The sequence below is a fragment of the Dyadobacter luteus genome (genome assembly GCF_003383615.1).
Classification (GTDB): Bacteria; Bacteroidota; Bacteroidia; order Cytophagales; family Spirosomataceae; genus Dyadobacter; species Dyadobacter luteus.
On the sequence record NZ_QNUL01000036.1, the window covers coordinates 36884 to 52181 of the forward strand.

Genomic DNA, 15298 nt, shown 5'->3' on the forward strand with positions numbered 1-15298 from the left:
TCTATCTATCTTTTCCTCCGACAAGCCTTGAAATAATGGATTCCAGATGATCCTGAAAGAAGAAATCATGACCATTTTCTCCTTCCGGAACTACATTAATTATTTGAAAAGAAGTTTCCAATACACGGGTAACTTTCAACCCCTCAGCCACGGAAAATGGGAATGACTGATTGCCGATAAACAGTTTTGCACCTGCAATAATAGATGCCATTTGCAGAAAGTCGTTCACCTTAACCCATTTAACATGAGGAATTATCTTTTTAATATCGTCATATTCGGATTCTATTCCGATAAATACAATCTCAGGGTATTGCTTCAAAAAGGAATAGCTGATCCCATGATTCCTGTATCGCTCACTACGGCCCATTACAATGGTTTGGGTGTAATCCAAATCAGGATTCACCTCTATCCAAGGCTTCCAGAGCTGCGGGCTAACCCCCATTACATAACTACACCAACGGGCGATATTCCCGCTTTGTAGCGGAATGTTTCCAGAATGAAAATAATCAAGGTCAATATGTATATCTTCTGCGTCATGAACCTGACAGGACGCGATGTAGCTCTGACTGCTTATCAAAGGAATGAGCATATCCGCCATCTTCTGATTAATTTTTACATTACCCATCGGATGGTTTTTATATCCCGAAAGAATTAACGGTTTACCCAATCTTAGGTAAAAATGAATAGGCGCCCCGGTAATTTCGTAGATCCTTTTCAGACTTGGAAGCGAATAAATAATGTCACCTGCATTGCCGCTGTGGCAGACGGCAAGGAAGCCATGTTTCTCAACAAATTGCTGGATTTTGTCAAGAGAGGTTAGCCTTTCAGTGCCGGTAATGAATGAATTAAATTCTTGTTGCTTATAGTTCGCCAGCTCCCATTTATAGTCTTTGTATGCAGCTCTGTTGGAATGTTTGAGCCATAATTTCTGTAAAATATTGAGCTTTTTAAACATACTGGCTGATACTGGTAATTAAGATTCATTAAAAGTCTGCATATCAATTAGTCTGCGATAAAGACCGTTATGCGAGATGAGTTCCTGATGCGTTCCCTGTTCAATAATTTTTCCCTCTTCCAGAACCACGATGAGATCCGCATTTTGAATCGTGCTTAGTCTGTGGGCAATCACCAGAGACGTACGATTTTTCATCAGATTGTTAAGTGCTTCCTGAACCAGTTTTTCAGATTCTGTATCCAGTGCTGAAGTGGCTTCATCCAGCATCATCACAGGAGGATTTTTCAAAACGGCTCTGGCAATACAAATACGCTGTTTCTGTCCTCCGGATAACTTCATCCCACGATCACCGATATTGCTGTCATAACCGTTTTCTGTTTGCAGAATAAAATCATGTGCATTGGCAATGCGCGCAGCATGTTCTACCTGTTCAACAGTAGCATCAGGTACTCCGAACGCAATGTTATTAAAAATGGTGTCATTAAAAAGTAAAGATTCCTGATTCACTACACCAATAAGCGACCAAAGCGATTCCTGTGTAATCTTTTTTACGTCCAGTCCATCTACAGTGACACTTCCACTTTCCGCATCAATGAAACGTGGAATCAGGTCCATCAAAGTTGATTTGCCGCCCCCCGAAGGTCCTACCAATGCAATGGTTTTTCCTTTGGGGATTGTGAGATTAATGTTATTAAGAACCCTACGACCAGGATAGGAGAAGGAGAGGTCTTCCAGTTTAATTGCCTCATTGAAGCTGTTAACTGCAATTGCATCAGGGGCATCAGTAATTTCTGGCTTTTCATCGATCAATTCCAGTACACGCTCACCTGCCGCAATACCTGCATGAATAGTGCTGAAAGATTCCGTGATGGCTTTGGCAGGTCGCATTACCTGTGAAAAAATAGCAATGTAAGCTACAAAGTCAGCGCCAGAAAGATCAGATTGTCCATTCAGAATCAGCCAGCCACCATATAACACGATGGAACTGACCATTGCCACACCCAGGAATTCTGATACCGGAGATCCCAGCTGCTGCCTACGCGCCATTTTCCTTCCCAAATCCGAGAAACGCACGTTTTCAGCGTGAAACTTATCTTTGATAGCCTGAGTAGCGTTGAAAGACTTGATAATTTTGATACCGCCCAGAGCTTCGTCCAGATAGCTGATCATCAGGCCAAATAGATGCTGTGCCTCCGCTGCCTGTTCCTTAAGCCTCTTTACGATTTTAGAAATAAGAAATGCCGAAATTGGAATAACCAAAATAGCAAAGAAAGTCAGCTTGAAGGAAATGCTGAAGAGTACGAATACATAAGCTAACAATTGCAACGGCTCTTTGAAAACAACTTGTAGTGTTCCAGTTACTGAGAACTGGACTACGCCTACATCAGATGCGATTTTAGCAATAATATCACCCTTCCTTTGATTGCTAAAATAGCCTGTATGAAGGCTCATTACATTGTCAAATACAGCTTTACGGATATTCAACAGAGTATGAATCCTGAGATTCTCCATAATCCTTTGTGAGAAGTATTTAAAAAGGTTACCCAGGAACACGGACATCACTGTAATCCCGCAGACAAGTTTTAATGCCTCAAAAGGACCTTCTTCAATACTTACTTGTTGAGCATAATAATTGAGATAACCTGTAACGTTGATCCAAGTGTCTGGCTTTGTTAAAGGTACAGCAGAACTTCCCTTTACGAAAAGTGTATCCATCAATGGAGCAAGTAATACCAGCTGCATTGTGGTAAAAAATACACCTAACAAGGTAAGGAGAATGTAGGGAATTGCAAATTTCTCAATCGGTTTAGCGAAAGAGAGTAATCGAAAATAGATCTTCATTTTATAAAGTAATGGTCTGCGTGTACAGACCGTGAATCTTTGTAAATGCTGTAAAGCAAATACAAAGATTGCCTATTCATGGGGTTGAATATTAACAAGTGAGTTAAAAAAAACTTAAAGTTTAATTACCTGCTTGTATTTCAGCATGATGTGAATTTTTTGAATTACATCGAGGATGCCCATATCCGAGTCATATCGTTTCATCTGGCGGTTGAAAGAGTTTTTCTTTCTTCTCAATCCTTTCAGGTTTTTTAAAAAGTCCAGATAAGCTTCGGCTTTATAGAACTGGAGTGTAAGTATACCAAGCAGCACATCGCAAAGTAATATCTGAATATGCCAGAATAGCAAATCACTCCCGTACAAATGCAGAAAATGTACATAGTAACGGTTACGGAAGTGTATTCTTTTAATAGCTCTTTTATGGTTGTGCGTCTTGGTACTGGCGGATACTTCATGGCGGCACACGGCATTATGCTCATAATAGCATTTCCATCCCAGTCGCCACGCACGGATAGAAAGTTCCTGATCTTCTCCGTAGTAAGGATTAAACATTTCGTTAAATCCATTAATTGCCTTTAGTTTCTGAGTATCCATCAAAGCAATGGCTCCAGATAAATAGAACGTAGGTGTAAATGACTCCATATCATCAAGATGGAAGAAATCTCCTGACTTGATCTTGCGTCCCATGATTTTAGGAGAGCGGGCTGCTTCACGGATTAGGTCATCATCCATACCAATAATTCTTCCCATTACCCCGAATGTATCGTCGCGTTCGAAGTATTTATATAATTTCTCGAAGTAGCCTTTTTCAAGGGTCACATCAGTATTTAGTAGGAAGATCAGTTCATTGGTTGCCTCTTTGATACCCAGGTTACAAGTATTGGAAAACCCTGAATTTACCTCTTTCTCAATAAGTGTAATATGATTACCATAATGCTCCTTGAGATAGGCTACCGAGTCGTCCTTAGATGCGTCATCAATAACGATGATCTGCACACTGGTACCAAGTTCGCTCAGGATATTCAGGTTATGTTCGAAATATTTTTCGAACAAATGTTTTCCGTTATAGTTCGGAATCACCACAGAGATGCTTCTCATTAATTTGCCAGTTTATGTGTTATTGTAAAGTCCACACTACGGACTTTTCTACAATTTTTAAAGGTTCAAATATTTCTCATCCTTTAATCGTCGAAAGCCTTTTCTTCTGGCTGCCATGAGATCGTTTTGGCAAAAATTACACCAAGACACTCAATAACCCATAAGCTCATACGCATAAAGGTTGCGGGTTGTGACATAACAACCAATAATTCGATTCTTAATTTTTAAGGAAGAGTAGGGTGGGTTAAGGTCATGATTCCTGGTCGACATGCACCGAACTGATATATAACTCTCTTTGAGTAGTTATAATATAATTTTTTACCGGAATCTTTTTAATACTGTTCATTTTATTGTTGTGTCATGATAAATAATCGCAACTGACGTTACGGAATTGGTTTCAAGTTAATTGTAGAAATTAACATTTCCGCAAATCTTTACGCTTCTCTCGTCAATCGAGAGACTGGTATTAAGACTGAGAAACGATTAAAATGGTTGTAGAGGAGTTGAAAAAAACATAAATTAATTTCTTCGCGTCGGATTAGGGTATTGGTAATCAAGTGAGTGTAGATTGTAAAAAATGAACGTTTTATAGCCATAGTGTGTAAAAATATTCTCATTTTCGAAAATAAAGACAGTACTTGTGTTGGCAACATTAAGGTCAATCTCAACTTTTTCTCAACGTCAGTTGTTCTCAGAAAAGTGACGGTTCTGATCACAGAATTTTATTCCTGATATCCCAAATGAATATTGATAGAACACCTATAGATAGCTACTTTCCTGACATGCAGAGCGCGTACAAAGCTGCTCGTTCGGTGTCGCAAGCGGTAAGCGATCATTTTTACAAACATCACCGGGATGTATTTTTGCATCCTGAGCCATTATTAGCTTCACCTCCCTCACCACAGGTTATTGAGGCAATTATTGATACAACATTCTGGACAAGTCTGCGAAAGGAGGAGGGGAGATCTCCTAAAATATCGATCGCATATCTGTCGCCGGATCAGGCCGACAATCCGCTTGTATTCGGAGAAATGCTGCCATTTAATGCTAATTCGCTCACCAAGCTGGCTCCTGCAGTGGAACGTTCAGGGATTCATCTGGGGGTGTGGGCATATGACAATGAGCTTTATGTATGGGGTACAACCCGCCAAATTCCTGCATTGTGTTTCGTTCTGGAAGTAATTGAACCGGGTATGCTGGTGATTAAGCACCGGCGAATCGATGGATTCGGGAAGTTTGTAAACGTGGCCGTGCTTAAAGGAGATCAGGTAAAAATCATTGATGAAAACAGTGGACGGGTGCCGGCATGCCCGAACGTGGTCAATTCCATGATGGGTTTTAATTCGGCTACAATCTGGAATGATTCCCTGAATGTGCTGGTGCAGCTGGCGGTTTCTATGCGGGATCATGGGAGAGGGGGAATACTGCTTGTGGTACCTTCCGGCTCAGACTCCTGGCGTGAATCGATTATTCATCCTATTTCTTACGCAGTTGAGCCTGCCTATTCGGAACTTGCCGGATTACGGGATCAGGTTTCTAATAACACCAAAAGTGGTATCTGGCAGTCCAAATTAACCGCAGCTATTCACAATTTGGCGGGATTAACCGCAGTAGACGGCGCGACTATTATTAATGAGAATTACGAATTACTAGCATTCGGTGCCAAAATAGGACGGTCGGCCAAAGGTTCTCCGGTAGAGGAAATGCTTGTAACGGAGCCGATTATCGGAAACGAGGGCAAGATCATACATCCTGTTCAGAACGGCGGAACACGACATTTATCTGCGGCTCAATTCATTCATGATCAGCACGATGCAACTGCGCTGGTAGCCTCTCAGGATGGTAAGTTTACTATTTTCTCATGGACTCCCTACAAGCAAAAGGTTCAGGCACATAGGGTAGATGCGTTACTTTTGTAAGCAGGACTCACCTGTCAGTATCAAAGAGGTCAAGCTGGTCGGGGTCTTTGGGTTTGCGCCCTTTCGGTATTATTTCCCCGAAGTTGGAGAGAGAGATACCGAGTAACCTGACTGTCTTGTGCTCCAGGTCAGTCTTGTCCAGTAGCGTAATAGCAGTGTTATAAATGCTGTCATAGTCACTGACGGGATGCATGAAAGAATGGTTTCTGGTAATTTGTGTAAAATCACTGTACTTGATTTTCAGTGTAACCGTGCGGCCTGAAAGCTGCTTTCTTGCTAAACGATCAAACACAGTGACAGCTATTCTTTCAAGTTCCTTGTGCATTTCTTCTCTGGTTGCCAGGTCGTACATAAATGTGTCCTCAGCTCCGAGCGATTTTGTTTCCCGATGAGGTTGAACCTGCCTGTTATCAATCCCTCTGGCTATGTTATAGTAAAAATGGCCGCTCTTGCCAAAGTGTTTTACTAATTCTTCTTCCGATAACTGATAAAGATCCGCACCTGTAAAGAGATCCATACTATTCATCTTTTCGGCAGTTACCTTACCCACGCCGAAGAATTTTCCGACCGGAAGTTCATGTATAAATTTCCGGATTTTGGAAGGTCCAATAAAGGTGAGTCCATCAGGCTTGTTGATATCAGAAGCTATTTTAGCCACAAATTTGTTGGTGGATATGCCTGCGGAAGCAGTCAGATTTAATTCGTTAAAAATAGCCACCTTAATTTCCTTTGCAATTTCCAGCGCAGAGCCAATACCGGCTTTGTCGTTCGTAACATCCAAAAAAGCTTCATCCAGGGATAAGGGCTCTATGATGTCTGTATACCGCTCAAATATCTCCCTGATACTTCGTGAAACAGCCTTGTAGACATCAAAACGGGGATATACAAAAATGATGTGCGGGCATAATTGCATCGCCGTCCGGGAAGGCATAGCGGAGCGTACCCCAAATTTCCTCGCCTCATAGCTTGCCGTAGCTACAACGCCCCGTCCGGTTGGGGATCCACCCACTGCAATAGCTTTCCCACGCAGATCAGGATTGTCCCGCTGCTCCACAGATGCGTAGAATGCATCCATGTCCACATGGATTATCTTACGGATCGGGGAGGCAATTTCATTCATTTCTCTTTTAGCGGTTGAGCAAAGTTTGTGATAATATTTTTATTAAATATTTGGATAAACAGATACCTCAGTAGAATTCTTTCTAGTTTTAACTCTGATTCAAGACAACCCATTTATTTTTTAAAAGGTCGCATCAACAATCCTTTTTTTTTCGTAAATGTATGTAGAGACTTCCAAAGCAAAAAAGTCCTGATACGCTATAGTTTTAGTAAGATCCCATAATTTAAGTATAAATGAATTTAAGATTACGCATCACTGCCCTGATTGCTCACTTCATCACGCTGCTGCTATTGGTCTCAACTTCCGGATATGCTCAGGAAAGATGTGGAACCATGGAAGCGCTCCACAATCATTTCCTGAATAATCCCGCTCAAAAGATCAGTTTCGAGAACAGAGAGGTGGAGTTACAAAGGATCATCAATCAAAGAGTGGCTTCAGGAAAGACGATGAGAACAACAGGGACAGTTACGATACCAGTTGTTTTTCATATTGTAATGCGCAGACCAACCTCAGTCACTGACAGCCAAATTCTGGCTCAGTTGGATACTGTCAACAGAGATTATGCGGGGCTTAACCAGAGTAATGCAAGAATTTTGGCGGCTTTCAGGGATGTATATGGTTCTTCGGGAATTGAGTTTTGCCTTGCACAACGTACACCTGATGATCAGCCTACAACGGGAATTGTAAGATATACAACCACCCAGACGGGATTCACTGATGTCACCGGGATTCAGTCAGGAAGTGTTAAACACGCAAGCACAGGTGGGGCTGATTCATGGGATCCGACACGATATCTTAATATATGGGTTTGTGATTTTACCAACAACCTGCTTGGCTATGCTACTTTTCCGAATACCGGAAGAGCCGATGAACAGGGAGTGGTTATCAATCAGAGAAGTTTGCCGGGAGGATCCGCTGCCAGTTACAATTATGGAAAAACGCTTACCCACGAGTTAGGCCATTTTTTTAACCTCTATCATATATGGGGAGATGATAACGGTAGTTGTGCAGGTACCGATTACATTGATGACACGCCGAATCAGGGGAAGGAAACAGAAGGTCTTCCAACAGGAATAGTTACAGACTATTGCTCTCCTTCCGCTCCGGGAATCATGTATCAGAACTACATGGATTATACCTATGATGCCGGATTACTTATGTTTACCAAATTGCAGGTTGCACGGATGGAAGCGGCATTCAGCACGTACCGGTCTTCCCTGGGAGCTTCCAATGCCTGTGTTCCCATAACTATTAACCGTAATGACGCCCAGCTTAAATTCATTAACAGCCCTGATCAACGTTTGTGCGAAGCTTCGTTCACACCTCAAATCACAATTGAAAACCGGGGTAGCCAAACCCTGACCTCTCTGATTATTGAAGCTAAAATCGATGATGGAACCGTTGTAAGGTCAACATGGACAGGTTCTGTACCAACTTATCAGCAGGCACTCATCAGCCTGCCAGAGATGCAGACAGCTGAAGGGAATCATGCAATTACAATTACAATCTCCAGCCCTAATGGAGTAGCGGATGAAGATATTTCTACCGACGTACTAACCAAAGAGTTCATGTACTACGAGCCGGTGGAAGCTCCGGTGAGAGAAGGGTTTGAGAATTCCTTTCTGCCGGTAGCCTGGGATATTGTTAACGAGGATGCAGGCATTACGTGGGAACGAACCAACCGATCCGCTAAAACCGGCACCTATTCTGTCCGGATTAATAATATGGACAATGTGGAAACCGGACAAAAGGATTATCTCCGTAGCCCGACGGTGAATATTGCCAATGTGGATTCTGCATTCGTCTCATTTCAGGTAGCAGCTGCCAGCTATGCAAATTCATCAGCACAGACAACTATGTGGGATACATTACAGGTGCTTATTAGTACAGATTGCGGAAAAACGTACACTTCTGTATACAAAAAGTGGGGTGCTTCTCTGGTGACTCGTACGGGCGCTACACGCACCGAATTCGTTCCGGGAAGTTCAGAATGGCGCAGAGAAGAGATTAATCTCGGACGCTTCATCTCCAATGGAGAAGTACTTGTAGCCTTTCAGAATATTACCGGAAATGGAAATAATATCTATCTCGACGACATCAATATCAGAACTGTAACAGTAAATCCGAACCTCAAAGAAGAAGGTTTTCTGGTAACGCCTAATCCTACTGATGGAGCGATATCCGTTCAGTTTTACCCTCATCCAGCTACACTTAAGGCCATTCAGATTTACAATGTTTCCGGACAGCTCATGGTAGAAAGAGAAATTGTGAACGGTCAGGTTCCTGGTAATATTTACGATTTTATGCTTACAAACTGTAACGCCGGATTGTACGTGGTAAGGGCAGTATTTGAAGATAAGGTATTGACGAAAAAGTTTGTTAAAGTAAAATGAAATGAAAAAGTAAACGCCGGCAAATCTGCCGGCGTTTACTTTTTCATCTTAAAGAATTCGTTTCACTACAACTTTGCTATTTGTCTGAGATATAGCGTAGTCCTTGGCATGTTCATTATTAGGTAGCAGGAATATCTGCTTCTTTTTCTTCCCATCCGTCGAAACCCAATTTGCTGAATAAATCTCAGGAAGTGGACCTGCAAGTATGGGACGGTTATCAGAGTGGTAAAACACCTCTTCTTCCTCGTAGGCAAGTTCAAGATCACTGCCTTCAATGACATCACATATTATTTTAAGCTTACCGAAGTCGTCATCAGCTAATCCTCTTATTCTTGCTTTTCCGTAAAATGGATCCTCTTCAAAATCCCATTTGATATAATATTCGATTACATTTCCTATTTGAGAATCTATGTAGTCGGCCGTAAGCAGTTGTTCCTGACGCATGGTGATGTATTTTATTTACTAACTGGTATTTCTAAATGCGAACTTTCAACACTGAGGATAGGAGCATTTCGACAAATGTAATCGGTAAGTACTTTTTTCCAAAAATTAAAACTTCTCTTTATCATTTTTTCTGAAAAAAAATTCTTATTGCAATCCACTTCCGGCATAATATGCTCTGTTGCAAACCTCTGAGCGCGGGTCCAGCGGGGCGCCAATTTTTGTAACGACAGGCTACTAAGGTATGGTTTTTGTTTGGTGACGCCTTGAATATCACTATACGGAATAAAAATTCCATCACTTAGCCACAGCTCACATGAAAAAAGCTCAACGACCGAATGAGGTTGGTTGCGTTCCCTGGCAGAATAGGTTCAGGTTAACGCTAGCCGGTACTCTGATCATTTTAGGGGTCTGCACCAGAACAATTGCTCAACAAACACCAGTTGATACTATTCCCAAGCCCAAGGCTGACACACTTGCTAAACCCGCAGCCAAGCCCGATACAATTAGCAAGCCCAAAGCCGTCGGGGACTCGCTTGTCAGACCAACCCAGAAATTCGATCCGTTAGTAAAACCTCAGACAAGTTCAGATACCACAAAAAAGTCTGCAACGCCTGCTGGAACTCAAAACAATGAAGCACTTTCGGATAGTGCGGCCATGAGCCGGATTCCGGGCAACGTGAATAAGACTATTGCCAGTGACTCGACCCGGACCCCATCGGATACGACAGCTGCTGTTCCTACAGTAGCACAGGATAGTATTCCGGATCTTGGTGCCGGAGCCAGAGCTATTAAAGGGCTCGTTGTAGATGAAAACGGAACAGGACTTCCGGGCGTAAGTGTAATTGTTAAAAATACTAAAATACAAATTGTCACAACCCCCGAAGGAACTTTTGATATGAAGGTTCCATCCGAAAGAGCTGTATTGGTATTTTCCTACGTGGGATTTACGACGAAGGAAGTACCAGTGAGAAAGCAAACCACTTACAACGTACAACTTAATCCGGAAGCCAAGGCACTGAAAGAAGTAGTAGTGGTTGGATATGGAGCGCAAAGTAAGCGGGATCTGGCGAGTTCGACTGCGCGTGTATCGGGTACCGAATACAAATCCGCAGTCGTGAATACGGTGGATCAGGCATTACAGGGAAGAACAACCGGTGTGCAGGTTGTAGAAACGTCCGGTGAGCCAGGAGCTGCTGCAGTGGTCAGAATAAGAGGAAACAACTCATTGAGTGGAAATAACGAGCCCTTGTATGTTATAGATGGATTTCCAATGCCACCGTACCGGGAAGCAGGAGCCAACTTTGCCGGAGCTTACAGCCAAAATGGATTATACGGAATTAATCCGAATGACATAGAAAGCATGGAGGTTTTGAAAGATGCATCTGCCACGGCTATATATGGTTCCAGGGGTGCCAATGGTGTAATTTTGATTACTACCAAAGCGGGTAAACGAGGAACGGGTAGAGTAGAGCTGGTTAATAAAACCTCGTTCGGAACAATTTCGAACCCAATCAAAATGATGAATTCCCGCCAGTATGCTGAAATAATCAATGAAAGTTTCCGTCTCACGGACCGGGAAGAGCCTTTTGAAAATCCTAACAACGTTCCTGTTAATACGAACTGGGTCGATGAGATAACTCAGCCCAGTTTTCGTCAGGATGTAACCCTGAGCGTTTCCGGGGGTAGTGCAAAATCGTCCTACTATATTTCAGGTAATTATCTTTTTGATAAAGGAACGATTATAAATTCAGATAACTCACGGGGAAGTATCCGCGCCAACCTGAACAACGAAGTGAATGACTGGTATACACTGAAAGGGCAATTGGCCTACACCCGCCAAAAATCAAACAGAGCTGTTACAGCGTCCCGCGCCTGGCCGTTTTCGGGAGGTTTGATGGATGGATTGAGGGCAGCACCTACTTTGGAGCGCGACTACCTTGGCTTCAATAGTTTGGGTATTCCGGGTTACCAGGGCTACTATTTTGCAAATCCATACAACGAATTGATGGCAAAGTCTGATGTTACACAGAATGACTACTCGATCATTAATCTGGAGAATTACTTTAAGCTTGCTCCGGGACTTCAGTTTGTCGTATCGTTAGGAAGTAATCAGAACCTAACCAGAAGGAGCGTTTTCCTGCCACCAAGTACAGCCGAAGGGAACCAGTCACGCGGGCGCGGAAGTAATAACACCTCCAATACCTATTCTTACAATGTAAATGCGTTCCTTCAGTACGAAAATACAATTAATAAGAACCATTATCTGAACGTCACCGCTGGTGTAGAATATAACGACCAGGTTGTTGAATTCGTCAACACCAATTCTTCAGGTTTTGATATTCCCTATTTCGGTACAGATAATATTGGAAGTGCACAATCTCAGGCCATTGGCTCATTTAAAGAGAAGCGTATTCTCCAGTCGGCATTCGGCCGTATTAATTATTCCTTTAAAGGGAGATACGTACTGAATACCTCATTGAGGATGGATGGCGCATCTGCTTTTGCAGAGAATAATAAATATGGGCTGTTCCCTTCTGTAGCCTTAGCCTGGAATCTGGATCAGGAAGAGTTTATGAAAAATGTGAAATTCGTATCCAATACCAAATTCAGAGCATCTTATGGAGAAACGGGAAGTCAGGCGATCAGCCCTTATTCTTCATTGATGCAGTTCAGCAGTGGGTTCTATCAGCTTGGTGACGGAGAAGGAATCATTAATACCGGCATTTTTCCTACCACCCTTGCTAATCCTAACCTTACCTGGGAACGTACAAGACAATTTAATGCAGGGATTGACTTTAATACGGCCAGGGATCGGATCGTAATCAGCGCAGATTACTATAACAAAGTTACTTCCGACCTGCTGCAACAACGAGTACTGCCTACGCAATCAGGCGTTAATTCGATCCTTGATAATTACGGAACAATGCGCAACCGAGGTGTGGAGGTAAGTTTACTGGCCAATATTGTACAGCGCAAAAATGTAACACTCTCGTCCAGAATCAATTTCTCGAAAAATGTTACCACACTCGTAGATTTGGGTGAAAGGACGCAACCCGACTATGTTTCGATTAACGGAAATTTGCTGGGAGGCGTTTCGGGTATCCTGCAGCCGGGCCAGGAGGTAGGACGGTTTTTCGGGTACAGAGTAGCCGGTTTGACTCAGGTGTCTGATTTTGATGCAAATGGTAATCCTTTGTTCACCACATTTGAAGGGCCTCGTCCTCCGGGTTCAACAGGAACACCTGTTTACGGTTCCTGGATTTATGCGAATACCAATGGGGATGATATCATCGATGACAAAGACCGTGTAGTTCTGGGCAAGTCCAACCCGGATTTTACATTCGGCTGGAACACGGATTTCACCTGGAAGAACTTTTCGATGAATGCTTTATTCACAGGTTCAGTAGGCAACGATGTCCTAAATCTTACCAGTTTCTACGTGAACAATGGTGTGGTAGATTATGGAGGTGTAGGGTTTAACCAATCTGAAGAATGGTACAATCGCCGTTATACTGAAAATAATCAGCATAATGATCCGAAATATCCAGGCATCCAGCGTGGTATAGCTTCGGGAGATATCAACTCCACGATGGTGGAAGATGGTAGCTTTGTCAGATTAAAAATGCTGGCGTTGTCCTATACCTTCCCGAAACTCGGACCTATTCAAAGCCCTAAAATCTTTGTAACTGGTACCAACCTATGGACACTGACCAAATATACCGGTTACGATCCGGAGGTAAGTTCGTATGCACAATCATTACTTCAGCAAGGGATTGACTACGGCGCGTATCCTATGCAGCGTTCCTACACCATTGGTTTTTCATGTAATTTTTAATGTCACAGTCATGAAAGGATATAACATACTATTACCGGCTTTGCTATTGTTTGGAGCCGTCTCCTGTAAGGATAATCTCGATGAAAAACCGTTTTCTTCACTGAGTAAAGACGTGGTTTTTGAGAACGAGGAAGGGCTTAACCAGGCCACGATAGGAGTTTACCAAACTTACACCGCCCCTGATTTTAACGATATCAGTGCCCGATTTACCTTAACAGAAACGGGGCACCGCTACGCTACAGCAGGAATTGGAATTGGGGGAGACCCGTATTACCGCTTCGGTCATTTACCCAATTCCGGTGCTTTTTCAGCTGTTTGGGCAAGATTCTATAAAATTATTTTCAGAGCTAATATCGTAATTGCCAATGCAAAACTGGCAGTTCCGGGTGAGGAGGCAGAGGCTGATCCATACATTGCCGAAGCGCGGTTCCTACGCGGTTATGCTTACTTTAATCTTGTCAGGCTATTTGGGGATGTGCCGATTATCCTGGAACCCATCAATTCATTGAAAGATACTGATTTGATTTTTGGGGCTAAAAAAACAGCTGACGAGGTGTATCAGGTGGTGCTTGATGATTTTGCCTTTGCTGAAACTCATCTGCCCGATGCTCGTAGCGGAGCTGAACTGGGTCGTGTGACTGCCGGAACAGTTAAAGCAATGCTTGGCAAGGTGTATCTGACCATGGCCGGGAAACCATTAGCCAAAACAGAGAATTACCAGAAGGCTGTTGACAAACTAAAAGAGGTGACCGGAGCTGCTAATGAAGCAAAATATGGTTTTGAATTATTGGCCGACTTCCCATCTATCTTTTCTCTGACAAATGAACGAAATGCTGAAATCGTATTGTCTTTTGGCTACTTTATCAATTCGTCTAATCCTAACGGAAATATTCTTCCATTCAACCTCTTTCCTCCCGGACTTGTGAATGGTGATGAGCAAACCAACTACGGGCTGACATATGACTTCTTTAAGCTGTTTGAACCAACAGATGTACGCCGGGATTTTACGGTGGTCAGCAAATATGTTTTCAAAGGAACGGCGCGGGGTGAGGTGCAACCAGGCGACAGCATTGTGTATGATACTCTGAAGGCCAATTACATCAATCAGAGAACAAAAGCATCTGTAGGAACCGGAAATTACAGATACGGAATTTCATTTGGAAAACTGGCGCGTGTACCGCGTCCTGCCGGAGCTGCTGTCCAGGGCTATTCGTCTGATCTGATCGAATTGAGATTCTCGGACGTGCTGCTGTGCCTTGCAGAAGCATTGGTAGAAACAGGTAAACCCGCAGAAGCCTTGCCGCTATTGAACCGGGTTCGGGCGCGCGCCAAAGCGACTGCTTCCAAGGCTACAAGCGTGGCTGATCTGAGAGTTGCTATCCGAAAGGAGCGACGCCTGGAATTATCAGGCGAGTTCAATACGGTATTTGATATCCGAAGATGGGGGACGCTGAGCGAGGAAATCGCCGCCATGTCGCCCGATCAGATTGTAGATAACATTTTGCTTCCTTATACGGCCAAACTGGAACTTTATCCGATTCCTCAGTCTCAGATAGATGCTAATCCTAATCTGGTACAACATCCACTCTGGTAGCAGTGATTATAATAAGAGCTAAGAGGCTGTCTCAAAAGGGCAGCCTCTTTTTGCTTTTATTGGGTTGTTTATTTTTTCGAAATTGATTATCTTTAGAT

The 15298-nt window shown here is 43.0% G+C and carries 9 protein-coding genes; 4 read left to right on the forward strand and 5 right to left on the reverse strand.

Annotation, left to right across the window (positions count from 1 at the left end; genetic code table 11):
- Position 1: 1 nt before the first annotated feature.
- The 3 genes from DSL64_RS26325 to DSL64_RS26335 form a co-directional block, all read right to left on the reverse strand.
- Complete coding sequence (locus DSL64_RS26325) at positions 2-955, reverse strand: hypothetical protein (RefSeq protein WP_115833950.1); 954 nt, start codon at positions 953-955, stop codon at positions 2-4.
- 18 nt (positions 956-973) lie between these two features.
- Entirely contained in the window at positions 974-2797 is a 1824-nt protein-coding gene (locus DSL64_RS26330; protein ID WP_115833951.1) for an ABC transporter ATP-binding protein, read from the reverse strand.
- 114 nt (positions 2798-2911) lie between these two features.
- Positions 2912-3895: a glycosyltransferase family 2 protein gene (locus tag DSL64_RS26335; RefSeq protein WP_115833952.1), complete on the reverse strand. Its 984-nt coding sequence runs from the start codon at positions 3893-3895 to the stop codon at positions 2912-2914.
- 740 nt (positions 3896-4635) lie between these two features.
- Here DSL64_RS26335 and DSL64_RS26340 point away from each other — a divergent pair.
- Positions 4636-5814: a putative sensor domain DACNV-containing protein gene (locus DSL64_RS26340; RefSeq protein ID WP_115833953.1), complete on the forward strand. Its 1179-nt coding sequence runs from the start codon at positions 4636-4638 to the stop codon at positions 5812-5814.
- A 7-nt stretch (positions 5815-5821) separates the two neighbouring features.
- On the opposite strand, the gene dinB is transcribed toward DSL64_RS26340, so the two are convergent.
- Complete coding sequence (dinB, locus tag DSL64_RS26345) at positions 5822-6934, reverse strand: DNA polymerase IV (RefSeq protein WP_115833954.1); 1113 nt, start codon at positions 6932-6934, stop codon at positions 5822-5824.
- A 233-nt stretch (positions 6935-7167) separates the two neighbouring features.
- Between dinB and DSL64_RS26350 the strand changes: the two genes are divergently transcribed.
- The gene (locus DSL64_RS26350) at positions 7168-9327 is read left to right on the forward strand and encodes a M43 family zinc metalloprotease (RefSeq protein WP_229217238.1); all 2160 of its coding nucleotides are present in this window, start codon (positions 7168-7170) and stop codon (positions 9325-9327) included.
- 48 nt (positions 9328-9375) lie between these two features.
- On the opposite strand, the gene DSL64_RS26355 is transcribed toward DSL64_RS26350, so the two are convergent.
- Positions 9376-9771, reverse strand: coding sequence for a hypothetical protein (locus DSL64_RS26355; RefSeq protein ID WP_115833955.1), 396 nt, complete (start codon positions 9769-9771; stop codon positions 9376-9378).
- A gap of 313 nt (positions 9772-10084) precedes the next feature.
- Between DSL64_RS26355 and DSL64_RS26360 the strand changes: the two genes are divergently transcribed.
- The gene (locus DSL64_RS26360) at positions 10085-13606 is read left to right on the forward strand and encodes a SusC/RagA family TonB-linked outer membrane protein (protein ID WP_115833956.1); all 3522 of its coding nucleotides are present in this window, start codon (positions 10085-10087) and stop codon (positions 13604-13606) included.
- 10 nt (positions 13607-13616) lie between these two features.
- Positions 13617-15200 carry a RagB/SusD family nutrient uptake outer membrane protein gene (locus DSL64_RS26365; protein ID WP_115833957.1) on the forward strand — a complete coding sequence of 528 codons (1584 nt, stop codon included), beginning with the start codon at positions 13617-13619 and terminating at the stop codon, positions 15198-15200.
- Positions 15201-15298: the final 98 nt, after the last annotated feature.